Source organism: Acinetobacter sp. YH01006, assembly GCF_013420445.1.
Taxonomy (GTDB): Bacteria; Pseudomonadota; Gammaproteobacteria; order Pseudomonadales; family Moraxellaceae; genus Acinetobacter; species Acinetobacter pseudolwoffii.
On sequence record NZ_VOYB01000006.1, the window covers coordinates 146,421 to 170,042 of the forward strand.

The window sequence follows — 23,622 nt, forward strand, 5'->3', positions numbered from 1 at the left end:
AAAACCTGCACAAAAATTGTGCAGGTTTTTTTATCTCAGCTTTAAAATAAAAAGCTTAGCAGGCTAAGCGCAAATTATGGATTTGCTGCTTTATAACCTTCAATTGAGTTCAATACTTCTTGTTTTGCAACATCTGCACCTTCCCAACCACTTAACTTCACCCATTTACCTGGTTCTAAGTCTTTATAGTGTTGGAAGAAGTGTTCAATTTGGCTGATCAACAATGGTGGAAGATCAGTATATTCTTGAACATCTTTATAAATTGGGGTTAGTTTTTCGTGCGGAACAGCAACCAGTTTCGCATCAATACCACCGTCATCTTCCATGTTCAATTTACCCACTGGGCGGCAACGAATCACAGAACCTGGCTCTACTGGATGTGGTGTTACGACCAATACGTCTAACGGGTCACCATCCAATGAAAGTGTATTTGGTACATAACCGTAGTTCGCTGGGTAGAACATTGCTGTACCCATGAAACGGTCTACGAATAATGCATCAGAATCTTTATCAATTTCGTATTTGATCGGTGCTGCATTGGCAGGAATTTCGATAATGACATAGATGTCGTTTGGCGCATCTTTACCCGCTGGGATATTGCTGTAGCTCATAGCATCACTCTTTAACAAGTTATATCTTTTAAAAAACCGCGACAATTATAACGGTTTTTAAAGAAATTTTTGGATTTTAAAATATCGAACTGTAAATATGTCCGCGAACTGTAATTGATTGCTTAAACGATCTTGATGATCAGCAGCAATAAAGCCACAGGACATAAAATTGAAAGTAGCCAGACGATCGAACGTAAAGTCGCCCAATTGGCCAGATAACAAATGCCGTACAACACACGAAATACCAGATAGGCTATCCCGAAGGTCATGACCAGGGTTTGAGGAACCACCATATATTCAGCCATTAAAATAGCGGCAATAAACAATGGTAAACTTTCAAAACTATTTTGTTGAACCGCATTGGCACGGCTCGAGAGCCCGGTTGATTTTGCTAAAAACTCTCGTGGGTTCTGATTGTCTTTCGCGCTAAAGCCTGCCGATTTCTTTGCAATCAAAGTAAATACATAAGGCAAAAGACAAGCGGCTAAAATGAGATAAATCACCCCACTAATGCTGTGCATCTGTTTTTTCTCATGAAAATTTTATATCTATCATAGCATGGTGTTTCGTGAATAAATTTTGTTAAATAGAGTGTTTTTTATTACTTAAGAAGGATTCACTATGGTCGCGCCTGAGCAAAATGAAATGTTCGATGTCCTCGATAAACAGCGCCAGCATCAACGTCAAGTGGATCGCGTATTAAAAATCGTGCTGCCGATTGTGGCTTTTTTGATGGCCGTGATTTGTGCCAATATGAATATCTGGTCGCCGATCTTTAGCTTTGCCATTTTATGGATTGCCTTTTATGCCGTCGGCATCAAGCGCATGCCAATCTGGCACTGGGTGGTAGCCATTTTGGTCTATTGTGTGGTCGACAATATTCTGAGTTATGGCAACTTTAACCAGACAGGATTTACCCGCCAATTTGGCACCATGTTTATTTTTCTGGGAGTAGTCGGTGTAGGACGTCCTTATTTTGACCGCTGGCTCATGAAAAAATAAAAACCTGCAAATAAAAAAAGCGCCATCAGGCGCTTTTTTTAATATCGAGTTTAAGCTGTTTTACGTAAATCTTTACGCAGGATTTTACCCACGTTCGATTTCGGTAATTCGTCCATAAACTCCACATAGCGTGGACGTTTATAACCGGTCAGATTTTCTTTAGCGAAGGCCAAGACTTCTTCTGTGGTCAAAGACGGATCTTTTTTCACAACAAACAGTTTCGGTACTTCACCAGATTTTTCATCTGGCACACCAATCGCAGCCACTTCCAGTACTTTTGGATGGGTTGCAACAACTTCTTCAATCTCAGATGGATACACGTTAAAACCAGACACTAAAATCATGTCTTTTTTACGGTCTACGATTTTCACATAACCACGTGAATCCATGACACCGATATCACCAGTACGGAAGAAGCCATTAACCATGACTTTTTCAGTTTCGTCTGGGCGGTTCCAGTAGCCTTTCATGACCTGAGGACCACGGATTGAAATTTCACCTTGCTCACCCAGTGCCACTTCATTGCCGTCATCATCCAGAATCGCCACTTCAGTTAATGGCAATGGAATACCGATGGTGCCACTGAATTCTTCAGAAGCAGGCGGGTTTGCCGTTGCAACCGGAGAGGTTTCAGACAAGCCATAACCTTCAACAATATTGGTTCCAGTGAGCTTTTTCCACGCTGCTGCTGTAGAAGGAAGTACCGCCATACCGCCGCCCATCGCCATTTTCAATTTGCTATGATCAAGCTGTTTGAACTCTTCATTGTTCACCAGCGCATTGAATAGTGTATTCACTGCCGGGAAGAAAGTCGGCTGGTATTTACGTAGTTCCTTCATCACCGCAGGAAGATCACGCGGATTCGGAATCAGGACGTTGGCCTGACCTTTATACATGCCATAAAGTGCGCACACCATGAATGCAAAGATATGATAAAGCGGCAAGGCACAGAAAATACGGTCATCTGGCTGGCCATCTTGTGCACCAAACTTACTCTGGAAGATCCCGTCACACTGCAACATGTTCGCAACCAGGTTACGATGTGTCAGTTCAGCCCCTTTCGATACGCCGGTAGTACCACCAGTATATTGTAGAACCGCGGTATCGCTCAGGCTCAACTCAGGACGTTTGTAATTGCTCGGGCTAATTTTATTTAATGCCGTATTGAATTTCACGTGGCCTGGAATGTCCCAAGCTGGAATCTGCTTACGCACAGAACGCAAGACAAAGTTCACCAGAGTTCCTTTCAAAGCACCCAGCATATCGCCTACAGAAGCAATAACCACATGTTTTACCGGGGTTTTACCCAGAATCGCTTGGTAAACAGAGGCAAAGTTCTCAATAATCACCAGGACTTCAGAACCTGAGTCATTAAGTTGATGCTCAAGTTCACGCGAAGTATAAAGTGGATTGACGTTGACCAGTACCAACCCTGCGCGGAAAACCCCAAGTGCCACGACCGGATACTGAAGAACGTTTGGCATCATCACCGCCACACGTGAACCTTTTGCCAACCCCAAGCTTTGTAAATACGTTGCAAACTTACGGCTCGCCTCTTCCAGATCATTGAAAGTCATGGCCTTATCCATAAAGATAAAGGCATCACGCGAACCAAATTTTTGGAAATTACGTTCAAAAACATCGACTAGAGAAGTATTCTCTGCCGGTAATTCTACTGTTTCCGGAATCCCTGTCTTTTGGTATTCAGCCAACCAAATTTTTTCCATAATGCCCATCTCTCCAATCATAATCCTTAGTGTTTTCAACTGTTTTTTTCAATATCACACGCCATTTTTAGACTTGTATATGTGCAATATTGCATCCATCTTGTTGAATCGTTGTTCATATATAACGTATTTTACAGGATGGATGCTAGTCTTATCTTTGAATCAACAGTTTATTTGCTTTTTGATATCCGCGTGGTAAAAGCTGTCCTTTTGCACCGCGCTTGCCGATATATTTCTGCAAATCATCCCCTTTTAATTTTAACTGCTGTTGTCCTGCAAGCACTTGAATTATTTCATCAAGCTTCAATATTGTCATGGACAAAATTTGATCACCACCTTCAAGTTGTATCAATTTATTTCCTTTACCTTTGTTCAATACAGGCAATTCTGCTAAATCGACAATCAACAGGCGTCCTGCTGAACTGAGCAGTGCAACATGCGTGGCATCTTCGAGTGGCTGCAGGCTCATGACTTGCGCCCCATCGGATAAGTTCAGGAAGGCCTTCCCTGCTTTGGCATTGGTATCCAGCTGTTTGGCCTGCGTTTTAAAACCATAGCCCTTGTTACTCAGCGCCAGGACTTCCGTCTCATCCTCTGCAACAAAGACCTGTTTAAAACCGATGCCGCTGGCAGGTGATAATTTTGAACTTAAAGGTTCACCCAGACCACGCGCCGATGGCAGGTTATTGATTGGCAAGGCATAACTACGTCCCGATTCATCCAATACATAGACACGCTGATTGGATTTGCCCTGTGCGTGGCTGAGATATTGATCACCGGCACGGAAATTCAGATTTTCAGCGTCGACATCATGGCCTTTGGCACAGCGAATCCAGCCGGCTTCTGACAAAATCACGGTCACAGGATCGGCTGGCAGCATCTCATTTTCATTAATCGCAGCAGCTTCGGCACGTTGCACCAGTGGCGAACGGCGATCATCGCCAAATTTCTTGGCATCATCTTTCAGTTCATTGATGATCAGCGCTTTTAAAGATTCCGGATTGGCCAGCTGTTCACGAATCACCGCAGCCTTCGCTTCCAGTTCTTCCTGCTCACGGCGCATTTCCATTTCTTCAAGCTTGGCCAAATGACGCAATTTTAGCTCCAGAATGGCTTCGGCCTGAATCTCATCAATGCCAAAGCGTTCCATTAACACGGGCTTGGGCTGATCTTGTTCACGAATAATCTGAATCACTTCATCGATACTCAAGTAGGCAATGATCAGCCCCCCCAGAATATGCAGGCGTTTTTCGATTTTGTTCAGATGATATTGCAGACGACGGGTCACCGTGGTTTTACGGATCTCGATCCATTCCAGTAAAATGCGACGAATCGATTTCACCTGTGGACGGCCATCAGCACCAATCATATTCATGTTGACACGGTAGCTCGATTCCAGATCAGTGGTGGCAAATAAATGACTCATCACCGCTTCGGCATCAATCCGGTTAGAACGCAATACAATCACTAAACGGGTTGGATTGGCATGATCCGATTCATCCCGTACATCGCTGACCAAAGGCAGTTTCTTGGCCTGCATCTGGTCGGCAATCTGGGTGATGATTTTGGAGCCTGAGACCTGATATGGCAGTTCGGTAATCACAATTTCATTTTTATCGACGGTATAGACCGCGCGCATACGATAACTACCACGACCTGTGACCTGAATTTTTAACAGTTCAGCAGGTGGGGTAATAATTTCTGCTTTGGTCGGCAAGTCCGGCGCAGGAATATATTCTGAGATTTTTTCATCGGTCAGATTCGGGTTACGAATCAGGGCAATGGTGCCTTTAATCACTTCACGCAGGTTATGCGGCGGAATGTCGGTGGCCATACCGACGGCGATTCCCGTTGTACCATTTAAGAGAATATTCGGTACACGTGCCGGCAAGTTCACCGGCTCTTTCATCGAACCGTCAAAGTTGTCCTGCCAGTCACAGGTACCCTGACCCAGTTCAGACAGTAACAGTTCACTGTACTGAGACAGTTTGGCTTCGGTATAACGCATTGCGGCAAAAGACTTCGGATCATCGGGTGAGCCCCAGTTGCCCTGTCCTTCAATAAACGGATAACGATAGCTAAACGGCTGTGCCATCAGCACCATGGCTTCATAACAGGCCGAGTCACCATGCGGATGATATTTACCCAGTACGTCACCGACGGTACGTGCAGATTTCTTTGGTTTGCTGGTCCATTTCAGGCCCAGCTCACTCATGGCATAGACAATACGGCGCTGTACCGGTTTCAGGCCATCACTGATGTGCGGTAATGCCCGATCCATAATCACGTACATGGCGTAATTCAGATAAGCTTGTTCGGTAAATTCTGCTACGGAGCGGTTTTCTGTCGCATGATGCGCAAGGCTTGTCATAACAACCTATAGTCCTAAATAATTCGTTTTTGTATCAATGTTTCTTATGCTATGTCGCGGCTGGGGATGACACAAGAGCATCAAATGCCTCAGCGCGACAATTTGTGTCTTATGGCCTAAAAATATCCACTTTATAGACCCTAAGCAACTAAAAATTCATCAAGTTTATAAGCCCATCGACTCAAGGGTCTTGCCTTTGGTTTCTTCACCCAAAACCAGAATCACGATTGCAACGGCAACCAGAACCGCAGTAAACATGGTGAAGACATAACTGAAACCATTTGGCATGCCCATCAGATGGGTGACAGCAAAAGGTGCTGCGATGCCCCCAATTCGGCCTACTGCGCCAGCCCAGCCTGAACCAAAAGCACGGATATTGGTTGGATATTGTTCTGGTGTATAGGTATAAAGCACGCCCCAAGCACCCAGATTAAAGAAGGACATCAGACAGCCCCAGATCACAATTTCGGTGACACTGCCCGACTGGCCAAAGAAATATGCCGAGATGGCACACATGCCGATGAAACCTGCCAAGGTCGGTTTACGACCGAGTTTTTCGACCAGCCATGCTGCCACCAGATAACCGGGCAACTGCGCTAAAATCATAATCAGCACGTATTCAAAGGACTGGACGATGCTATAGCCTTCTTTGACCAGCAAACTTGGCAACCAGGTAAAGATGCCATAATAAGAAAATATAATACCGAACCAGATCAGCCACAGCATGAGGGTACGACGCGCAAAGATACCCGACCACAACTGGGTAAATGAAATATACTGTTTCTCTGCGACCGGCTTCACTTCAAAGATTTCATAAACTTCAACGCCGCATTGACGCTCGATCTTTTTCACCAGTGCCGAAGCTTCTTCTACACGGCCACGGTTAATCAGAAATGGAATAGATTCCGGCACCATTTTCCAGATCACAATCGCATATAGCGCAGGCAGACCACCGATCAGGAAAGCGGTTTGCCAGCCAAAATCCGGAATGACAAAGCGCGATACCAGAGCCGCAACCAACCAGCCCAGTCCCCAGAAGCTTTCCAGCAATACGATAAAACGGCCACGCACATGCGCAGGAATATATTCACTGACCAGCGTCACTGCCACGGGTAACTGTCCACCCAGACCTAAACCGACGATAAAACGAAACACCAACAACCAGGTCAAATTCGGTGCAAAAGCGCAGGCCGCTGTAGCCAAGCTATAAATCACCAGTGTCACAGCGAATACGGTTTTACGGCCGAAACGGTCTGCCAGACCACCTGAACAGATTGCACCGATTGCCATACCAACAAAACCAATCGACACTACCCAGCTTTTTTGATCCGCAGTCATCTGCCAGTCTTCAGCCATTTTTGCCAGAATAAACGAAATCAATCCGGTATCCATGGCATCAAACATCCAACCGAGTCCAATCACCACCAGCAAGGTGTAATGAAACCGACCAATCGGTAAGCGTTGTATGCGAGAAACTAAATCCATAACAAAAATCTCTGATCAGGTGGAACGGGAGATGCTGCTTTCTCAACAGGTAGGCTGCTTTGTATTTTTTATACTATGAATTAAGCTGAATGCGGCTATTTTTTATAGCCGCATTCATGACGATTACAAATCAGGATTCGTCTTTGGAAGATGCCGAGTGTCCATCATCTTCTTTATAAATGAATTTTGGCATTTCCAGTCCAAAATAGATGGCGATCAAACGCAAGCTAAAGCCGAAAATCAGGGTGGAAAGAATGGTCAGGTCCTGCGACAAGCCGTAATGGCTACAGAGCCAGTAAAAGATCACTGAAACAAAAGCAATACTGGCATACAGTTCACGACGGAAAACCAAAGGTACATCATTACATAGGATGTCACGCAAGATCCCGCCGGATACACCGGTCAAGACACCTGCAACGGCACTCACCACAAAACCATGTCCCATTTCCAGAGCAATCTGGCAGCCAATAATGGTAAAACCAATCAGACCCAAGGCATCCAGTACCAGGAAGACATTACGTAACTGGCGCATCCATTTTGCAATCAGGATGGTGACGAAAGCAGCGCAACAGGTCAGCACCAGATATTCGGGGTGTTTGACCCAGGTTAAAGGATAATGTCCCAGCAGAACATCACGGACCGAACCACCACCCAATGCCGTAACACAGGCAATGATCATGACACCAAACCAGTCCATGCTGCGCCGGCCAGCAGACAGTGCCCCGGTCATCGCTTCAGCGGTAATTGCAATAATATAGATGACGGTCAGTAACATCGCCCTGCTTCCACCTGAGGCTTTGAGATGGCGCTTATTCTAAGCTAAATCTATGTGAAAGTTATAAAAATCCCGCACAACATTGCTTAAATTTTTTCCCCGAGCCACAAATGCAAACCTGTTTCATGCTGAGTTTCTGCTCCGTGGTCGGGTCCAGAAAATACCAGTGGCCTTCAAATTTTACAAAATGCGAAGCTTCATGATGCACTTGTGCCTGCTTGCCATCATGAAAATGCGCCTTAAACTCGACTAAGGCGTGATTTTTATCTAATTTTTCATTGGCTTGAACAATCTCAAGCTTTAACCACTGATTGGCTTTACTCCAATCACTAATGGCTTGCAAATCCAGTGCCTGCTGCTGACCCAGCGCAGTCGTGGTTTTGATGTAATCGATTTCATGCTTGGCAAAGGCACTATAACGGGAACGCATCAGTTGCTGCGCAGTCTCTGCGACCTGTTGTCCAGTATGTAAGGGCTGACAGCAGCTATGATATTCACCTTGTCCGCATGGACATGCTTCTGACATTTCAGTTCCATAAAAATAGCCCGACAATGCGGGCTATTTTAGCAAACTTTACCAACCCAACGCTGACTATAGTTTAGTCCTGCGCAGGAAGCTGCGGAATGATATGCACTTTATCGATCTTATGACCGTCCATGGTCACCACCTCAAAGATATGCCCGTCTGCTTCAAACTTTTCACCGCTGTGCGGTAAACGTGCCATATGGAATAACACATAGCCAGACAGGGTCGAATATTCTTCAGTTTCATTGACCAGATCACGATCCAGCAGCAAGGAAACGTGACGAATATCGGTGGAACCGTCCAGAATCAGGCTGCCATCATCCAGACTTTCTGCTGCCACTTGCAGCTCATCTTCATCTGGAAATTCACCGGCAATCGCTTCAAGAATATCAATCGGCGTGGCAATCCCTTCAATTGAGCCATACTCATTCAGCACAATCGCCATCTGTAAGGGAGCTTGACGCAACTGATCCATCACCATCAGTACCTGAGCATTTTCATGTACGATGACTGGCTCACGTAAATGCTTTTCAAAGTCCAGCACCCCAGTTTCAATATATTCATTCAGGACTTTATGGGTCAGCACCACACCGGCAATATTGTCCAGTTCGCCGCGAGCGATGATCAAACGCGAATGGCTCATCTGCAACAATTGTGCTTTGATGCTGTCGGCATCATTGTCCAGATCGATCCATTCCAGTTCGGGACGCGGCGTCATCACCGATTTTACCGGACGTTCAGACAGACCCAAAACTCCCTGCACCATGACACTGTGATAGATGCCGTTGTCATCATTAAAGACTTCATCAGCAAAGGCACGGGTTGCCAGAACATCTTCCGGCTCCGAAGAATCATTGTCCTGAGCAGGTTTACCACCGAGCATCCGCATCACTGCAGAAGCAGTTCGGTAACGCATATCCGTGGTGGTCACCATTTTTTCCTGATTGCGTTTCATGGTCTGGTTAATAAACTCGACAATGACAGAGAAGCCAATCGCTGCGTATAAGTAACCTTTCGGAATATGGAAACCAAAGCCTTCTACCACCAGCGAGAAACCGATCATCATCAGGAAGCCAAGACACAGAATCACCACGGTCGGATGCTTATTGACGAAATCCATCAAGGCTTTGGATGCCCATAGCATAATCCCGATGGCAATAATCACGGCAATCATCATCACAGACAGGTCTTTGACCATGCCCACCGCAGTAATCACGCTATCGAGCGAGAATACCGCATCCAGTACCACAATCTGGACAATCACCATCCAGAATACCGCATGGACCGGATTTTCTTCCTTGATCACAGGTTTGGCTTCCAGACGCTCATGCAGTTCCATGGTGCCTTTGAACAGCAGGAATACCCCACCAAACAATAGAATCAGATCCCGGCCCGAGAAAGCATGATCAAAGATCTGGAACAGTGGATCGGTGAGCGTTACGACCCAGGCAATCGAAGCCAGCAAGATCAAACGCATCACCAGGGCCAGCATTAAGCCCACAACCCGTGCAGTATTACGTTGTTCTGGTGGCAGTTTTTCCGCCAGAATGGCAATAAAAACCAGATTGTCGATCCCGAGTACAATCTCAAGAACAATTAATGTGAGTAAACCGACCCAGGCTGAGGGGTCAGACATCCATTCAAAGATCATACGCTTGGCTCCTGAAACTCAGGACTGCTGCATTGAATGAACCGAGACTGTAATGAAACAGCATAATATTTTTGATATTGAACAATACCAATTACTTGATGGCGATTTATAGCGTTACACGGCCAACTACCACTACCCATTTTCGTTCTATTGTTGTGAAACCAATTTTCAGTATATCAAGATCAAATCTAAATTCACCTGTTTTCATGGCTGTTTGTCGATGAATTTCACTTGCCTGTTTATGGTGAAATGGTACCTGCTCACAGAATTGTCATATTTATTAATTAAGCTGTAGTCACAAGAAAGAAAAATGATAAGGTGAAGAAAAGAAATGCAAAGCGTAATTCAAATGACAGATTATTTTAAAGACAACTCCCCAAAAACAACACGCCCTTTAGTGGCTCTCTATTGTGGTTCACGTGCCGGCAACAAACCGATTTATTTAGAAAAGGCGATTCAACTCTCGCAAGGACTGGCAGAACATGGTTTCGGGCTGGTCTATGGTGGCGCCAGTATTGGCCTGATGGGACAGGTCGCGGATGCCATGATCCAGCATGGTGGTGAAGCCGTTGGGGTGATTCCCGAGTTTATGCTGGACTATGAAATTGCCCATAACCAGCTGACCGAATTACATGTGGTGACCAGCATGCATCAACGCAAAGCCATGATGGCGGATCGGGCTTGTGCCTTTGTAGCCTTGCCAGGTGGACTAGGTACGTTTGAGGAAATCCTGGAAATTGCTACCTGGGGCCAGCTGAACCAGCACCAGAAACCCATGATGCTATATAACGTCAACGGTTTTTATGATGCCTTGATTGCCCAATTGGATCGTGCAGTCGAAGATGGCTTTTTACCTCCCCAGCACCGGGCTAAACTGATTATTTGCGAACATGAAGATGAAATTTATACGGCCTTAACCAATTTGGGCCATCCACAAAGATTTGTGGTTTAAAGCATTCAAAGTAAAAAAGCGAGCACTGGGCTCGCTTTTTTTATGGATTATGGCTGCTAGTTATTGACCATAATTCGTCACAAAATCATAGAACACCGGCAATGTGGTCGCCAGAATCACAGACATGGCCAGACCGAACATCAGTTTCATCGCATCTGCACTGACATTACGTGACGTACGATGTTTATTGACTTCATCCAGAATCATCGACATGGCAAATTCACGACCTGCGAGTAACCCAAGGAACACCCAGGTGGTACTCATTGGAATGTTGCTCCATTCTTTAAAGATCAACAGGATAATGGCATACAGGAAGTCGATAATCGTCGCAGCACGAATGTCAGTCACGCCGGTTTTAGTATCGACAATTTTCTGGATTGCCCCACCACGTTGATACAGAATGACGCCCAGCAAGACCACAAATACCGCAATGGCAAACATCAGGAATTCAAACGGAACCTGACGCGGCACATACACGAAGATGTTGGCCAGATCCTGAATCAGCCATTGGCTCCACAGGAAACCGGTAGAGACCCACTGCAAGCCCATCCAGACCTTGGAGTGCTCCTGATGACGTGTCTTGGCAAAATGTCGTGCCAGTTGCTTGACCACAAAACGATAGATGACAATCGCCACCACAAAGGCCACCGCATAGCCCATCATCGATTTCACCATCATCGAGCCTAGACTGGCAGGAGAGAAAATCGTAAGAACCAGGAAGGTGGTACTGACTGGAATCCCGTATTTGGTGAGCATTAACAGGAGAATAGGCGGCACAATGTACAGCCAGGTAATGCCACCTTCAGGGAAAGGAATCGTTTCTAAACGGCCATATGAGGCATCACCCACCCCGGATGCATACCAACCATAGACCAATACGACAATTAAAATTGAGCTGATATAAATCCACAACACCCACCATGGACGATGTGAATTCGAGGAAATAAATGTCCCTAAGGTTTGAGGCACATCATTTCCGACAATAGAATAAGCGGCTAAACAGAAGCCGATCACCATCAAAATCTCGATTGTCATAAAAACAAACCTATACGCGAGGAGATTTCAGCATTGCTGAAAAGTTGGCCCAAGATTATGACGGTTTTATTTCATTTTCATGACAATTTTGTCATATTTTCATTTGATAAAGATGAAAATGACAGAGAAAGCTGTTTATAAACAAAAAGTACTGCTTTAATTTTATTTTTATCGCTCTTTACAGATATGAGGCACCGATCTGATAAATACTCACTTTGTTATGAGTTTTACACTTATAACTGATTTATATCTTGAAAAAAAGTTCACACGTATTCACTACACCTGTGCCTTACTCTTCCTTTAAACTATTCAAAATTTTCAGTTTTCCAGAATTATGAATGCCACGCCTATGCATCAAGCCTTAGATCCCGAATTCAGACTGCTGGTCTTGTTGGTATCGATCGGATTTTTTATGCAGGGGCTGGATACCACCATTATTAATACAGCTCTGCCCGCGATTGCACATAACCTACAGGCCGATCCTTTACGCATGCACAGTGTTGTGGTGGCTTATGTCTTGTCTGTGGCAGCCTGTATTCCCTTGAGTGGCTGGCTGGCAGACCGTTTCGGCGTCAGAAATATCTATTTTGCTGCAATTATTATTTTCTCTTTGGCCTCTTTGGGCTGTGCCTGGTCAGATAGTCTGAATGAATTACTGGCTTATCGGATCTTGCAAGGAATGGGTGGCGCCTTACTGCTCCCCGTCGGCCGTTTGGCCATGCTCAAGATCATTCCCCGTACCCAGTTTCTGGCTGCCATGAGCCTAATGAGTCTGGCCGGCCTGATTGGCCCCCTGATTGGTCCAACTCTTGGGGGCTGGATGGTGGAATATCTGTCCTGGCAATGGATTTTCCTGATCAATCTGCCGATTGGCTTACTGGGAGCGCTGATTACTTTTAAGGCCATGCCGAATGTCATTGAACCGCTGGTCGCTCGCTTTGATTATTGGGGCTTTGTCTTGCTGGTTGTGGCCATGGTGGGACTCTGTCTGGGAATTGAAAATTTTGCCAGTCCACAAAATTCGCTGTGGTGGAGTCTGAGTCTGATTCTGGCCGGAATCTTGGCGGCCCTGATGTATGCCTATCATTCGCATACGCATAGCAACGCCCTGTTCCGCAGTCGGCTCTTTAAAAATAAAATTTATGCGATTGGCATTCTGGGGAATTTTTTTGCCCGTCTTGGCGGTAACTCGATTCCATTTTTACTCCCCCTTATGCTGCAAGTCGCCTTTGGTTTTGAGCCCTTTATTACCGGTCTATTGATGATTCCAACCGTACTCGGCTCTCTGGCGTCTAAACCGATTATCCGAAAAATCATTCAGCGTTTTGGTTATCGTCGGGTTTTGCTGGTCAATACCTTATTGGTGGGTCTGTGTATTGCCAGTTTTGCCCTGACCACGGCGGACACCCCGATCTGGCTGCGTGCAATTCATTTCTTTATCTTCGGCATTTTAAATTCCCTACAATTTGTATCGATGAATACCCTGACTTTAAAGGACTTAAGCCAGCAGGATGCCAGTAGCGGCAACAGTTTCCTGTCGATGATCATGATGCTGTCAATGAGTATCGGGGTGGCGCTGGCAGGCACCCTGGTCAACATGCTGAGTGCCTATTACGGCGCTGACAATCTGGTGGCTGCTTTTCATGTGTCACTGATCTGTTTGGGCGGTATCAATATTATTGCGGCTTATATTTTCTGGCATATTCCTAAAAACACCCCTGTTTAATACGATATATTAACGCCAGGCGAATGCAGCCTTTAAGCTCAGGTTTAGATACAGGTAAGAACTGAAAATGCAAAAAAATCTGGCTCTGAACAGATTCAAACAGCCGCTTTTCATCGGGCTTGGCATTCTGATCGCCGTGATGATTATCGCCATGATTTATCTTTGCCTGATTAAAGCCCCTTCTGCGCATGCAGCAGATTATCCGATCCAGGGTTTCGATGTATCACATCATCAAAAAGAAATTCAATGGCAGCAGATTTCGCCGGAAAAATACCGTTTTGTCTATCTGAAAGCCACAGAAGGTGGTGACTTTAAAGATACGCGTTTTCAAGAGAACTGGCTCAAGGCCCGGGAACGCGGCTTTCTGGTTGGTGCCTATCATTTCTATCGGCTTTGTCGCGATGGCAGCATTCAGGCACAGAACTTTATCGACTCCGTCCCCAAGCAAGCCAATGCTTTACCGCCGGTGATTGATCTGGAATATGACAGCAATTGCATCAATACCTATTCCAAAGAGCAGCTTCTAAACGAAATCCAGATCATGCACGATGCCCTGCAAAAGCATTATGGCAAACAGCCAGTTTTCTATATTTCTAAAGCATTTTATAATATTGTATTGGCAGGATATTTTCCCGAAGTGCCACTCTGGGTACGCGAGTATAAGGGCCTGCCCGATTTAAACAATCAGCCCAAATGGACCTTCTGGCAACATAGCAATCAGGGTAAAATTCCCGGCATTAGTACAACTGTGGATCTGAATGTGTTCTATGGCTCAGAACAGCAGTGGCTGGATTTTCTGAGAATGAATGCAATTGCAGTACCATCATCTACTCATCAGGCCAAATAAAATCGATCGATTGAAAACAAGCGCTTTATAAAAGTAGAAAAATAAGGAAATAAAAATCTTGAAATGGATTAAAGGTATTTTACTCGGTCTGGTGATTGTTCTGCTGCTCAGCGTGGGTGTGCTGGCTTATCTGCTGCAACCTTCAGGCAAGCTCAGTGACTTTCAGAACTGGCAGCCGCAAAGCAGTTCCTCTCGTTCTGGACTAAACGTTAAATTTTTCGGTGTTTCCACCCTGTTGCTGGATGATGGTCAGGATCAGATCCTGATAGATGGTTTCTTTAGCCGGCCGTCGTTGTCGCAAGTGCTTAGCGGTCCAATTCAGAGTGATAGCGTGCTATTAAGGCAGCTAATTCAAGAGCATGAACTGCACCGGGCCAAAGCCATTCTGGTCAGTCACTCGCATTATGATCATGTTCTGGATCTACCGGCTTTACTGGAAATGCTTCCTGAAACCGCTGTCATCGGTTCACCCACTAGCCTGAATATCGCCCGGGCAAATCCCAAAGTAAGTCCGCAGCAGTTACACTCCGTCACGCCTGAGCAAATACAGCACGTCAACAAATTTCAAGTAACCGCAATTCCTTCACAACATACGCCAGCCACAGCGGTAAATGATGACCTAGGCGAAGAGTTATTCCAACCTTTAGCCCTGCCGGCCAAATTTTCCGAATTTAAGGAAGGCGGCAGTTTTGATTACCTGATTGAGCATTCAGGACACAAGATTCTGGTCAAGGCCAGTACCGGATTTATCCCGGATCAATTTAAAAACCTGCAGGTCGATACGTTATTTTTGGGTATTGCCCAGCTCTCCAGACAATCCAATGACTATCAGTAGCACTATCTGGCTGAAACCCTGCAAACGCTCAAACCCAAAGTGGTCATCCCGATACATTGGGATGATTTTTTCCAGCCTTTAAGCCAGCCGCTACAATTTTTACCCCGCCTTGCAGATGACACGCCAAAAAGTTTAAATCTGCTGATTCAGGCCGCCGAGGCACAAGGCACTAAAGTCATCCTGCTCAGCGGCCCACAGCCTTACTTACTCCGCGAAGCGGTCTCTTCCCAAGCAGATTAAAGCCCCTTAAGATAGCGGCTATGCGCAAAATTATTCATATCGATATGGATGCGTTTTATGCCTCGGTCGAGCTGCGTGAACGTCCAGAACTCAGACACCTGCCTGTGGTGATTGCCTCGCATCATCCCCGGGCGGTGGTTGCGGCTGCCTCCTATCCGGCACGCGAATATGGTCTACGTTCTGCCATGTCGATGGGACAGGCGCGCAAGCTCTGTCCGCAGGTCATCGTGATTGAGCCGGACTTTGCCAAATACCGTCAGGTCTCTGCACAGATCCATCAAATTTTCCAGCAATATACTGCCCTGATTGAGCCTTTATCGCTAGATGAAGCCTTTCTGGATGTCACAGAAAATTTACAGCAGATTCCGAGTGCTACCGAGGTCGCCATGCGGATTCGGGAGGATATTGTTCAAGTGACTGGACTGACTGCTTCTGCCGGCGTGGCACCAAATAAATTTCTGGCCAAAATTGCCTCGGACTGGCACAAACCGAATGGCATCTGTGTGATCAAGCCCTCACAGGTGCAGCGTTTTATTCAGAATCTGCCGCTGAAGAAAATTCCCGGGGTGGGTAAAGTCACCCAGGAAAAACTGAAAAGCCTGAATCTGGATACCTTGGGTGACTTACAACAGATAGATGAAGCTATCCTGATTCAGCATTTTGGTAAATATGGACGGCGGCTGTTTTTATATGCGCAAGGCATTGATGAACGACCGGTCGAAGTAGAACGGGAACGCCAGCAGATTTCCAAAGAGACCACCTTTGATGATGATCTTTATTTAAATCAGTGCCATCCCTATTGGGAAGCTTTAGTTACACAACTGTGGCAAAGCTTGCAAAAAAAGCAGCTTTCGGCTCGCGGCGTTACGGTCAAATTAAAGCTCAAGAATTTTCAGGTGATGCAACACAGTAAAAGTTTTAAGCAGCTCTTGCGCAGTCCGCAGGAATTAGCACAAGCCTTAGACTTACTATTGGATGATCTGCATATCGCGCCGCAGATGCAATTCCGGCTGATCGGTGTCGGCGTCTATCAACTCAGCGCCCCCGAGACTGAAACCCAATTATTACTGCTCTAAACGACTTTTGTTCATGTTTTGAACATCAGTTTAAAAATACAGCAACTTTATTTTTATATTTTGATTTTTTAGAGTACTCTATCTGCGCAATGCATTATCCATGTATATGCTGAGATGCTGAAAATCACCTTTACTTTCAGCATGCTGTCCTGTGATTGGCGTGACGATCAAATCCGAATATTACAGGGCAACTCTGATGTAACTCATGGACTTCCTTCCTGCATGTCTTCTGTAAATCTTCTGTAGTTCAAAAACAACACGCGTAAAGCTGCGCTGTCTAGTTTTGTTGGTGCTGTTGTCGATTGGTATCGATTTTCTCCTTTACGGCATTGTTGCAACCTTAATTTTTAAAGATCAGTTTCCACAGCATTGGTGAGAATATGGACACTCTGGCGGCATTGGCCACTTTTGGTGTTGGCTTTCTGTTTTGCCCTTAGATGGCATGGTCTTTGGTCACGTTGGTCACTAGCTTGGCCATAAGAAAATGCAGGTCTTAACCGTCGTCCTGATGGGAATTTCTAGCAATTACTTGGGCATGGACAAACAGTTCTTCTGGAATATCACCTTGATGGTCGGTGCAATCCGCTGTTTCAGCATTCCGTTTTTTGCCTGACGGGTGGATACATTTCATCATCAAAAAATGTGTGGCTAGAATAGTTTGATTGGTGCGCTCTCGGCCTTTTCATTCTTTATGGCACTCGATGCACAAAACACCTGAATGATCATTGTCGACATAATTTTACTGGCAAATGTTGCATACGACAGGGTGGTCAGGGCTCATCAACCGATTTTCACTTCCCTGTTCGGTACCGAATATCGCTACAGCGGTGCCGGCGTTGGCTATCAGATGGGCAGTATTATTGGTGGTGGTTTTACCCCCATTTATTGCAGCAGTACGGGTGATTTGGGCAGACGGTTCATGGCATTATATTGCCCTCTATCTGGCAGTGGGTTGCTTGCTGACCGCACTGGTCGCAGCCCTGGTGCCCAAAACGCAGGATGAATAATATGACAGTGGAACGCTTACATATCTCGAAACGCTTTTCAGAAATTGCCATTGCAGGCAATCTGGTACATCTTGCCGGGCAACTGGCCACAGATGTTGAGCTGGATATCAAAGGTCAAACCCAACAAACTTTAGATATTATCGACCAGTTTCTGGCAGATGCCGGTACAGACAAAAGTCACATCATGTCGGTGACCATCTATTTAAAAGACATTGAAAAAGATTATGCGGCATTTAATGAAATCTGGGATGCATGGGTGGCTGATATCGAAGCATTACCTCGTACCTGTGTCGAGGCAAAACTTTATGATCCACGGGTTTTGGTTGAAATGACAGTCGTGGCCGTCAAACCAGAATAATGTGGCAAAATCGATATGCATAAAAAAGCATGCTCATGGCATGCTTTTTTATTTTAACCTACTGCTTTGATTTTACTGCGCTCTAAATCTGAATATAAATAATACTTTTTCAGATCATTGCTGACCGTATATTTGGGCATTTTCTTCATTTGCGCTTGCTCCTGCAGAAAATCTTGCCGCAACTGGTAATATTCCGGCACATCATCGTAGCGAATCACCCGATAACCGGCCATACTCAACAAGGCATCCTGAAAACCAGTCTGCTGTGGACGCTTCAAGATTAAAGGATCATCCACAGCCACAATGGCTATAATCTGATGCTGTTGATCCATAATCACAAAATCTGCAGTCAGGTTGCGATATTTATGTCGCGTCCGGTTAAATTTGGTGGTCATTAAGGCGTCATAGGACACATGGGCCAAAACAATATATTCAGGTAATACTTCCTTCAAGCGCGTGAAGGTCAATTGCTCATTCAGGTTAAAAATAGCACGCTGCTTTAACGCGCTGTCTTGTGGTTTGGAATTATTTCCGAGCGTTTTCCATGCCATGAGCACGACACAGAAGAGCAGGAAACTCCCAATCATAATATAGGTGGTCATGCCTCAATCCTTGCATTCTTATCATCATTTTTGTTTTATTGTGGTGCAGTATAAACTCACACTTTATTTTAAATAGGTCTTACAACTAATCTGCTTAGATACCCATACAACCGGTATCAAAACCTGATTCTGCGTTACCTAAAATGACATCTTTCCCTATGTCAATGAAAGTGGATTTAAAGTACTGATAATGCACTCTAAAACATCCCTAGAATTGATCGCAATACAAATCTGCCCAACTGTAGAACAATTCCGATAAAGTGTTATTTTTATATCACTTTTAAGCCAGACTTAATGTAAATAATACATCCTTTTACATTTTTCAGTCCTCGTTTCAAGCTACGTTACTTTACCTAAGTGCTAAAAAAAGACACCGAAGTGTCTTTTCTATTAACTCAATTATGCACGTGATTTAGGCTTTGCTTTCGGCTTTGATCCACCAAATGGTTTTTTGGCATCCCCTGTTTCACGCGGCGGTAGGCCTGTGTGCTGGGTCAGGATTTGACCACGCTCAGGACGCTTCTTGGTATTTGAAGGACGGGACTGAGCTTGTGCAGCCTTGCCACGATTTCCCTGCTCACCGGTACGTTTCTGCGAATCACCCGCCACTGTCGAGTTTTTCTTGCGCGCAGACTGGTATTGACCTTCTGCACTGCCAGCAGGCTGATAAGTCGGAATCAAATGCTGTTTGGAGTTACCAATCAAATCCTGACGACCCATTTCTCTCAGAGCTTCACGCAACAACGGCCAGTTGTTTGAATCATGGTAACGCAAGAAAGCTTTGTGCAGACGACGACGTTTATCACCTTTGACAATATCTACTTGCTCAGTATAACGTGCCACTTTGGCAAGCGGGTTTTTACCGGTGTAATACATGGTGGTAGCCGTTGCCATCGGTGATGGATAAAAGGTCTGTACTTGGTCAGCACGGAAACCGTTCTTCTTCAACCAAATCGCAAGATTCATCATGTCGTAATCGGTAGTCCCCGGATGCGCTGCGATGAAATAAGGAATCAGATACTGTTCCTTGCCGGCTTCCTTACTATAACGTTCAAACATCTGTTTGAAACGATCATAGGTTCCGATTCCCGGCTTCATCATTTTATTGAGTGGGCCTTTTTCGGTATGTTCCGGTGCAATTTTTAAATAACCACCGACGTGATGGGTTACCAATTCTTTGACATATTCAGGGTTTAAAACCGCTAAGTCATAACGTAAACCAGAACCAATCAAGATCTTCTTAATACCCGGTAATGAACGTGCTTTACGGTATAACTGGGTCAATGGTGCATGATCGGTATGCAGGTTCTGACAAACGCCCGGGAAGACACACGACGGTTTACGGCAGTTCTTTTCAATCTCTGGATCTTTACAGGCCAGACGGTACATGTTGGCTGTCGGGCCACCTAGGTCTGAAATAATCCCGGTAAAGCCCGGCGCCGTATCACGGATTTTTTCCACTTCACGCAGAATCGACTCTTCAGAACGGTTCTGGATAATACGACCCTCATGTTCTGTAATCGAACAGAAGGTACAGCCACCAAAACAGCCACGCATGATATTCACAGAGAACTTGATCATGTCAAACGCTGGAAAACGCGCTTCACCATAAGCAGGATGTGGCAAACGTGCATAAGGCAGGTCAAACACATAGTCCATTTCTTCCGTGGTCAACGGAATTGGTGGCGCATTTAGCCAGACATCACGTTCACCATGCTTTTGTACCATGGCACGGGCATTGCCCGGATTGGTTTCTAAATGCAAAATTCGGTTGGCATGGGCATAAAGCACCGGATCTGCAGCCACTTCTTCAAATGCAGGCAAGCGAATTACGGCCAGTTCACGCGGTGGTAATTTATGTTTAATTGCTTTTGAAGCGGGTTGTAATTGCACGATTTGCGTATCAGGATCTAGCTCATCGCCGGCCCGCACAATCGGATTGGCGACAGGCTCTTTCTGGAAACCTTGATATTGAGTCAGACTATCTTTGTCTTTTTCAATTTCACAACCTTCCAGATCTTCAGTCATCACATAAGGGTTAATGATTGGATCGACACGGCCAATCGCATCAACATCATTCGAGGCAATTTCGACAAACTTTGCTTTCGATGCACGGTTATGTTTATTGACAATGAACGCAGTACCGCGAACATCGGTAATCTCGTGAATTTTTTCGCCACGCGCCAGACGATGCATAATTTCGGTAATTGAGCGTTCGCCATTGCCGTACATCAAAAGATCGGCTTTTGAGTCCATCAACACTGAACGACGGACTTTATCTGACCAGTAATCATAATGTGCAATACGACGCAGAGAAGCTTCAATTCCACCTAATAATACAGGCACATCTGGATATGCTTCACGGACACGCTGACAATATACAGTTGCTGCACGGTCTGGACGTTTATTTGGCTGATTATCTGGGGAATAGGCATCATCCGAGCGGATTTTACGGTCGGCGGTATAACGGTTGATCATGGAATCCATGTTCCCTGCCGTTACCCCCCAAGCAATATTCGGTTTACCCAGAACGCGGAACGCATCCACGTTGGTCCAGTCTGGCTGTGCAATAATACCGACACGAAAGCCTTGGGCTTCTAATACCCGGCCAATAATACCTGAACAGAAAGACGGATGATCAATATAGGCATCGCCACAGACCAGAATAAAGTCACAGCTGTCCCAGCCGAGTTGATCCATTTCCTCGCGTGACATCGGCAAAAAAGGCGCAGGGTCAAAACAAGACGCCCAATATTTGTCGTAATCAAACAACGCTTTTGGCGCAGTCTGCATGGTATAAGCAGTAGACATGGCTAGCAATTCTCGGCTGGCAGATGATAGGAGATCTAAAATAAGATCAAAGATGAAAGCCGATCATTTTACCATGAATTAGACCCAGCTTGCTTGATTATAATTTATACAAAATCAGGAACTAAGCGAATCAAGGCCTGGTCATCATCAGAATTGAAAGCAAAATGATCCGCAAGATAAATGCACAGGGTTTATTTTATAGAGAAAAATCTAAATACGATGTTCTAATCTGAGCGGAGCTTGAAACTGAATGCCAGACCACTCAGCAACAGTAGTGTAATAAATGCAGTTAATCCACTCCAACCATAATTTTCCCAGACCAGTCCACTCGAACTGCCCAACACACTGGAACCGAGGTAATAACAGAATAAATATAGCGAAGAACCGACTGCCCGATATTGTAACGACTGGATCGACACCCAGCTACTTGCAGTAGAGTGCGCGGCAAAAAATGAAAAAGTGAAGATTAGTAATCCGATAAAGACCAGAGCCAGCTGGTTGAGCAGCATGAGCGTTAATCCAAGGAGCATCATCAGCATCATGACGACCAATGTCTTGAATTTACCATAATGCCGACCCCAATGTGCCGCTCGGGGGGAGCTATAAATACCAGCCAAATATGTCACCGAGATTAAACCAATCCAGGCCTGTGATAATTCAAAAGGTGCCTGAAGCAAACGATAGCTGAGATAGTTAAATATCGAGACAAAACAGCCCATCAGGATAAAACCTTGCAGAAATAAAATCCGAAGTTTCGGATCGGCCAGATTATGCCTGAATGAGTTTTTGAATCGATTAAACTTGATCGGATAAGCTTTAAAATGTTGCGATGCCGGCAACAGATAATAAAATAATCCTGCAATACAGATATTTAAGATACCAATTATCAGAGTAGCAGATTGCCAGGAGATAAAATCAACTAGAACTCCGGCAATCAAACGCCCGCCCATCCCGCCAATGGCTGTACCAGAAATATATAAGCCCATGGCGAAACCGATATCTTTTTCGGCAATTTCTTCCCCGATATAAGTCATGGCGACTGCTGCCACACCACTGACACAGAGACCAATCAAGATCCGAAGCAATAAAAATACCGACCAAAGAGATAGTATCGAACTGAGCATTAACAAAATTGCAATCAATGCCAGGGAACAGACCATCACCGGTTTACGTCCAAAACGGTCTGAAATCAGTCCGGTAAATAGCAGACCAATGGCTAAGGCAAGGGTAGAAAGTGATAAGGGAAAACTACTTTGAGTCGGACTGACCTGAAAATAATCTGCCAAAATGGGCATCATCGGCTGTAGGCAATACAAAGATGAGAAAATGGCAAAGCCGGCAAGAAATAAGGAAAAAAGTACTGCTTTAAATGCGGTAGTACCATATTCAATATGGCTAGAAGATGAATTTGAGGACATATCCGCTCCTTAGATAGATCCAGTATACGCCTTTCGCTCATTTTTTCTGTGGAGATTTCATCTGAGTGATCACCTAAGCCTTTCTTCACGCACAAAAAAACACCCCCAACTGTTAAATTGGGGGTGTTTCGAATAATGAGCTGGCGATGACTTACTCTCACATGGGTAACCCCACACTACCATCAGCGCAAAGAGGTTTCACTTCTGAGTTCGGGAAGGGATCAGGTGGTTCACTCTTGCTATTGTCGCCAGCACAACTGTTTATGGACTTGTTCGGGTCTTATAGATCATCTTCTCTTGCGAAACGATGTTTCTCATGCCGTACTTTGTACCAAAAGAGTTATTAACAGAATATTTGTGTTGAATTAAGTTTGTTTAGTTTAACTAGCTTGATCACTAAATCAAGTTATTTTGCTGAATATCGAATCAATTGATGCTTAATACAACAACTGTTTGGGTGTTGTATAGTCAAGCCTCACGAGCAATTAGTATTGGTCAGCTTCACATATCACTATGCTTCCACATCCAACCTATCAACGTCGTAGTCTTCAACGGCTCTTTAGAGGA

18 protein-coding genes, 2 rRNA genes and 2 pseudogenes are annotated in these 23,622 nt (G+C 45.1%); 8 read left to right on the forward strand and 14 right to left on the reverse strand.

Features of this window, described 5'->3' with window-relative positions; translation table 11 throughout:
• Window positions 1-74: 74 nt before the first annotated feature.
• Window positions 75-611, reverse strand: a complete 537-nt coding sequence (gene ppa / locus FTT73_RS07620; RefSeq protein ID WP_004975651.1) for an inorganic diphosphatase — start codon at window positions 609-611, stop codon at window positions 75-77.
• Between the two features lie 122 nt (window positions 612-733).
• Window positions 734-1,132 (reverse strand): MAPEG family protein, encoded by a 399-nt coding sequence (locus FTT73_RS07625; protein ID WP_005094494.1) that lies wholly within the window; start codon window positions 1,130-1,132, stop codon window positions 734-736.
• Window positions 1,133-1,232: 100 nt separating this feature from the next.
• On the opposite strand from FTT73_RS07625, the gene FTT73_RS07630 reads away from it, so the two are divergent.
• Entirely contained in the window at window positions 1,233-1,613 is a 381-nt protein-coding gene (locus FTT73_RS07630; RefSeq protein WP_074383676.1) for a hypothetical protein, read from the forward strand.
• Window positions 1,614-1,663: 50 nt separating this feature from the next.
• On the opposite strand, the gene FTT73_RS07635 is transcribed toward FTT73_RS07630, so the two are convergent.
• The 6 genes from FTT73_RS07635 to FTT73_RS07660 form a co-directional block, all read right to left on the reverse strand.
• On the reverse strand, window positions 1,664-3,340 hold the full coding sequence (locus FTT73_RS07635) for a long-chain-fatty-acid--CoA ligase (protein WP_005094498.1): 1,677 nt from the start codon (window positions 3,338-3,340) through the stop codon (window positions 1,664-1,666).
• Between the two features lie 151 nt (window positions 3,341-3,491).
• Window positions 3,492-5,711, reverse strand: a complete 2,220-nt coding sequence (parC, locus tag FTT73_RS07640; protein ID WP_100357794.1) for a DNA topoisomerase IV subunit A — start codon at window positions 5,709-5,711, stop codon at window positions 3,492-3,494.
• Window positions 5,712-5,876: 165 nt separating this feature from the next.
• Window positions 5,877-7,196: an MFS transporter gene (locus tag FTT73_RS07645; protein WP_005108434.1), complete on the reverse strand. Its 1,320-nt coding sequence runs from the start codon at window positions 7,194-7,196 to the stop codon at window positions 5,877-5,879.
• Between the two features lie 130 nt (window positions 7,197-7,326).
• A complete protein-coding gene (locus FTT73_RS07650) occupies window positions 7,327-7,971 on the reverse strand; it encodes a trimeric intracellular cation channel family protein (protein ID WP_005094504.1) in 645 nt (214 codons plus the stop codon).
• A 61-nt stretch (window positions 7,972-8,032) separates the two neighbouring features.
• The gene (locus FTT73_RS07655; RefSeq protein WP_005094506.1) at window positions 8,033-8,497 is read right to left on the reverse strand and encodes a YchJ family protein; all 465 of its coding nucleotides are present in this window, start codon (window positions 8,495-8,497) and stop codon (window positions 8,033-8,035) included.
• Window positions 8,498-8,570: 73 nt separating this feature from the next.
• On the reverse strand, window positions 8,571-10,148 hold the full coding sequence (locus FTT73_RS07660) for a TerC family protein (RefSeq protein ID WP_159516354.1): 1,578 nt from the start codon (window positions 10,146-10,148) through the stop codon (window positions 8,571-8,573).
• A gap of 331 nt (window positions 10,149-10,479) precedes the next feature.
• Between FTT73_RS07660 and FTT73_RS07665 the strand changes: the two genes are divergently transcribed.
• Window positions 10,480-11,100 carry a TIGR00730 family Rossman fold protein gene (locus FTT73_RS07665; RefSeq protein ID WP_180097312.1) on the forward strand — a complete coding sequence of 207 codons (621 nt, stop codon included), beginning with the start codon at window positions 10,480-10,482 and terminating at the stop codon, window positions 11,098-11,100.
• A gap of 60 nt (window positions 11,101-11,160) precedes the next feature.
• Here the strand turns inward: FTT73_RS07665 and FTT73_RS07670 are convergent, their stop codons facing one another.
• Window positions 11,161-12,135 (reverse strand): hypothetical protein, encoded by a 975-nt coding sequence (locus tag FTT73_RS07670; RefSeq protein WP_180097310.1) that lies wholly within the window; start codon window positions 12,133-12,135, stop codon window positions 11,161-11,163.
• Between the two features lie 334 nt (window positions 12,136-12,469).
• Here FTT73_RS07670 and mdtD point away from each other — a divergent pair, with 334 nt between their 5' ends.
• The 6 genes and pseudogenes from mdtD (at window position 12,470) to FTT73_RS07700 (ending at window position 18,224) form a co-directional block, all read left to right on the forward strand.
• The gene (gene mdtD / locus FTT73_RS07675; RefSeq protein ID WP_180191239.1) at window positions 12,470-13,861 is read left to right on the forward strand and encodes a multidrug transporter subunit MdtD; all 1,392 of its coding nucleotides are present in this window, start codon (window positions 12,470-12,472) and stop codon (window positions 13,859-13,861) included.
• Window positions 13,862-13,928: 67 nt separating this feature from the next.
• On the forward strand, window positions 13,929-14,708 hold the full coding sequence (locus tag FTT73_RS07680; protein WP_180077659.1) for a GH25 family lysozyme: 780 nt from the start codon (window positions 13,929-13,931) through the stop codon (window positions 14,706-14,708).
• Window positions 14,709-14,766: 58 nt separating this feature from the next.
• Window positions 14,767-15,783: pseudogene (locus tag FTT73_RS07685) on the forward strand (MBL fold metallo-hydrolase).
• A gap of 20 nt (window positions 15,784-15,803) precedes the next feature.
• Complete coding sequence (gene dinB / locus FTT73_RS07690; RefSeq protein WP_180077661.1) at window positions 15,804-16,859, forward strand: DNA polymerase IV; 1,056 nt, start codon at window positions 15,804-15,806, stop codon at window positions 16,857-16,859.
• Between the two features lie 273 nt (window positions 16,860-17,132).
• Window positions 17,133-17,866 (forward strand): annotated as a pseudogene (locus FTT73_RS07695) (hypothetical protein).
• Between the two features lies 1 nt (window position 17,867).
• Window positions 17,868-18,224 carry a RidA family protein gene (locus tag FTT73_RS07700; protein ID WP_005094519.1) on the forward strand — a complete coding sequence of 119 codons (357 nt, stop codon included), beginning with the start codon at window positions 17,868-17,870 and terminating at the stop codon, window positions 18,222-18,224.
• A gap of 53 nt (window positions 18,225-18,277) precedes the next feature.
• Here the strand turns inward: FTT73_RS07700 and FTT73_RS07705 are convergent, their stop codons facing one another.
• The 5 genes from FTT73_RS07705 to FTT73_RS07725 all read right to left on the reverse strand — a co-directional run.
• Window positions 18,278-18,826, reverse strand: a complete 549-nt coding sequence (locus FTT73_RS07705; RefSeq protein WP_005169085.1) for a DUF2726 domain-containing protein — start codon at window positions 18,824-18,826, stop codon at window positions 18,278-18,280.
• A gap of 399 nt (window positions 18,827-19,225) precedes the next feature.
• Entirely contained in the window at window positions 19,226-21,637 is a 2,412-nt protein-coding gene (locus FTT73_RS07710) for a YgiQ family radical SAM protein (RefSeq protein ID WP_005169087.1), read from the reverse strand.
• Window positions 21,638-21,861: 224 nt separating this feature from the next.
• Window positions 21,862-23,055, reverse strand: a complete 1,194-nt coding sequence (locus FTT73_RS07715) for an MFS transporter (RefSeq protein WP_180077663.1) — start codon at window positions 23,053-23,055, stop codon at window positions 21,862-21,864.
• 138 nt (window positions 23,056-23,193) lie between these two features.
• Window positions 23,194-23,308: ribosomal RNA gene (gene rrf, locus FTT73_RS07720) — 5S ribosomal RNA — on the reverse strand.
• Between the two features lie 211 nt (window positions 23,309-23,519).
• Window positions 23,520-23,622: ribosomal RNA gene (locus tag FTT73_RS07725) — 23S ribosomal RNA — on the reverse strand; the annotation flags it as partial.

Coding starts and splice junctions, on each gene's coding strand:
- ppa (WP_004975651.1), bottom strand. CDS start 611: ATGAGCTACAGCAATATCCCAGCGGGTAAAGATGCGCCAAACGACATC.
- FTT73_RS07625 (WP_005094494.1), bottom strand. CDS start 1,132: ATGCACAGCATTAGTGGGGTGATTTATCTCATTTTAGCCGCTTGTCTT.
- FTT73_RS07630 (WP_074383676.1), top strand. CDS start 1,233: ATGGTCGCGCCTGAGCAAAATGAAATGTTCGATGTCCTCGATAAACAG.
- FTT73_RS07635 (WP_005094498.1), bottom strand. CDS start 3,340: ATGGAAAAAATTTGGTTGGCTGAATACCAAAAGACAGGGATTCCGGAA.
- parC (WP_100357794.1), bottom strand. CDS start 5,711: ATGACAAGCCTTGCGCATCATGCGACAGAAAACCGCTCCGTAGCAGAA.
- FTT73_RS07645 (WP_005108434.1), bottom strand. CDS start 7,196: ATGGATTTAGTTTCTCGCATACAACGCTTACCGATTGGTCGGTTTCAT.
- FTT73_RS07650 (WP_005094504.1), bottom strand. CDS start 7,971: ATGTTACTGACCGTCATCTATATTATTGCAATTACCGCTGAAGCGATG.
- FTT73_RS07655 (WP_005094506.1), bottom strand. CDS start 8,497: ATGTCAGAAGCATGTCCATGCGGACAAGGTGAATATCATAGCTGCTGT.
- FTT73_RS07660 (WP_159516354.1), bottom strand. CDS start 10,148: ATGATCTTTGAATGGATGTCTGACCCCTCAGCCTGGGTCGGTTTACTC.
- FTT73_RS07665 (WP_180097312.1), top strand. CDS start 10,480: ATGCAAAGCGTAATTCAAATGACAGATTATTTTAAAGACAACTCCCCA.
- FTT73_RS07670 (WP_180097310.1), bottom strand. CDS start 12,135: ATGACAATCGAGATTTTGATGGTGATCGGCTTCTGTTTAGCCGCTTAT.
- mdtD (WP_180191239.1), top strand. CDS start 12,470: ATGAATGCCACGCCTATGCATCAAGCCTTAGATCCCGAATTCAGACTG.
- FTT73_RS07680 (WP_180077659.1), top strand. CDS start 13,929: ATGCAAAAAAATCTGGCTCTGAACAGATTCAAACAGCCGCTTTTCATC.
- dinB (WP_180077661.1), top strand. CDS start 15,804: ATGCGCAAAATTATTCATATCGATATGGATGCGTTTTATGCCTCGGTC.
- FTT73_RS07700 (WP_005094519.1), top strand. CDS start 17,868: ATGACAGTGGAACGCTTACATATCTCGAAACGCTTTTCAGAAATTGCC.
- FTT73_RS07705 (WP_005169085.1), bottom strand. CDS start 18,826: ATGACCACCTATATTATGATTGGGAGTTTCCTGCTCTTCTGTGTCGTG.
- FTT73_RS07710 (WP_005169087.1), bottom strand. CDS start 21,637: ATGTCTACTGCTTATACCATGCAGACTGCGCCAAAAGCGTTGTTTGAT.
- FTT73_RS07715 (WP_180077663.1), bottom strand. CDS start 23,055: ATGTCCTCAAATTCATCTTCTAGCCATATTGAATATGGTACTACCGCA.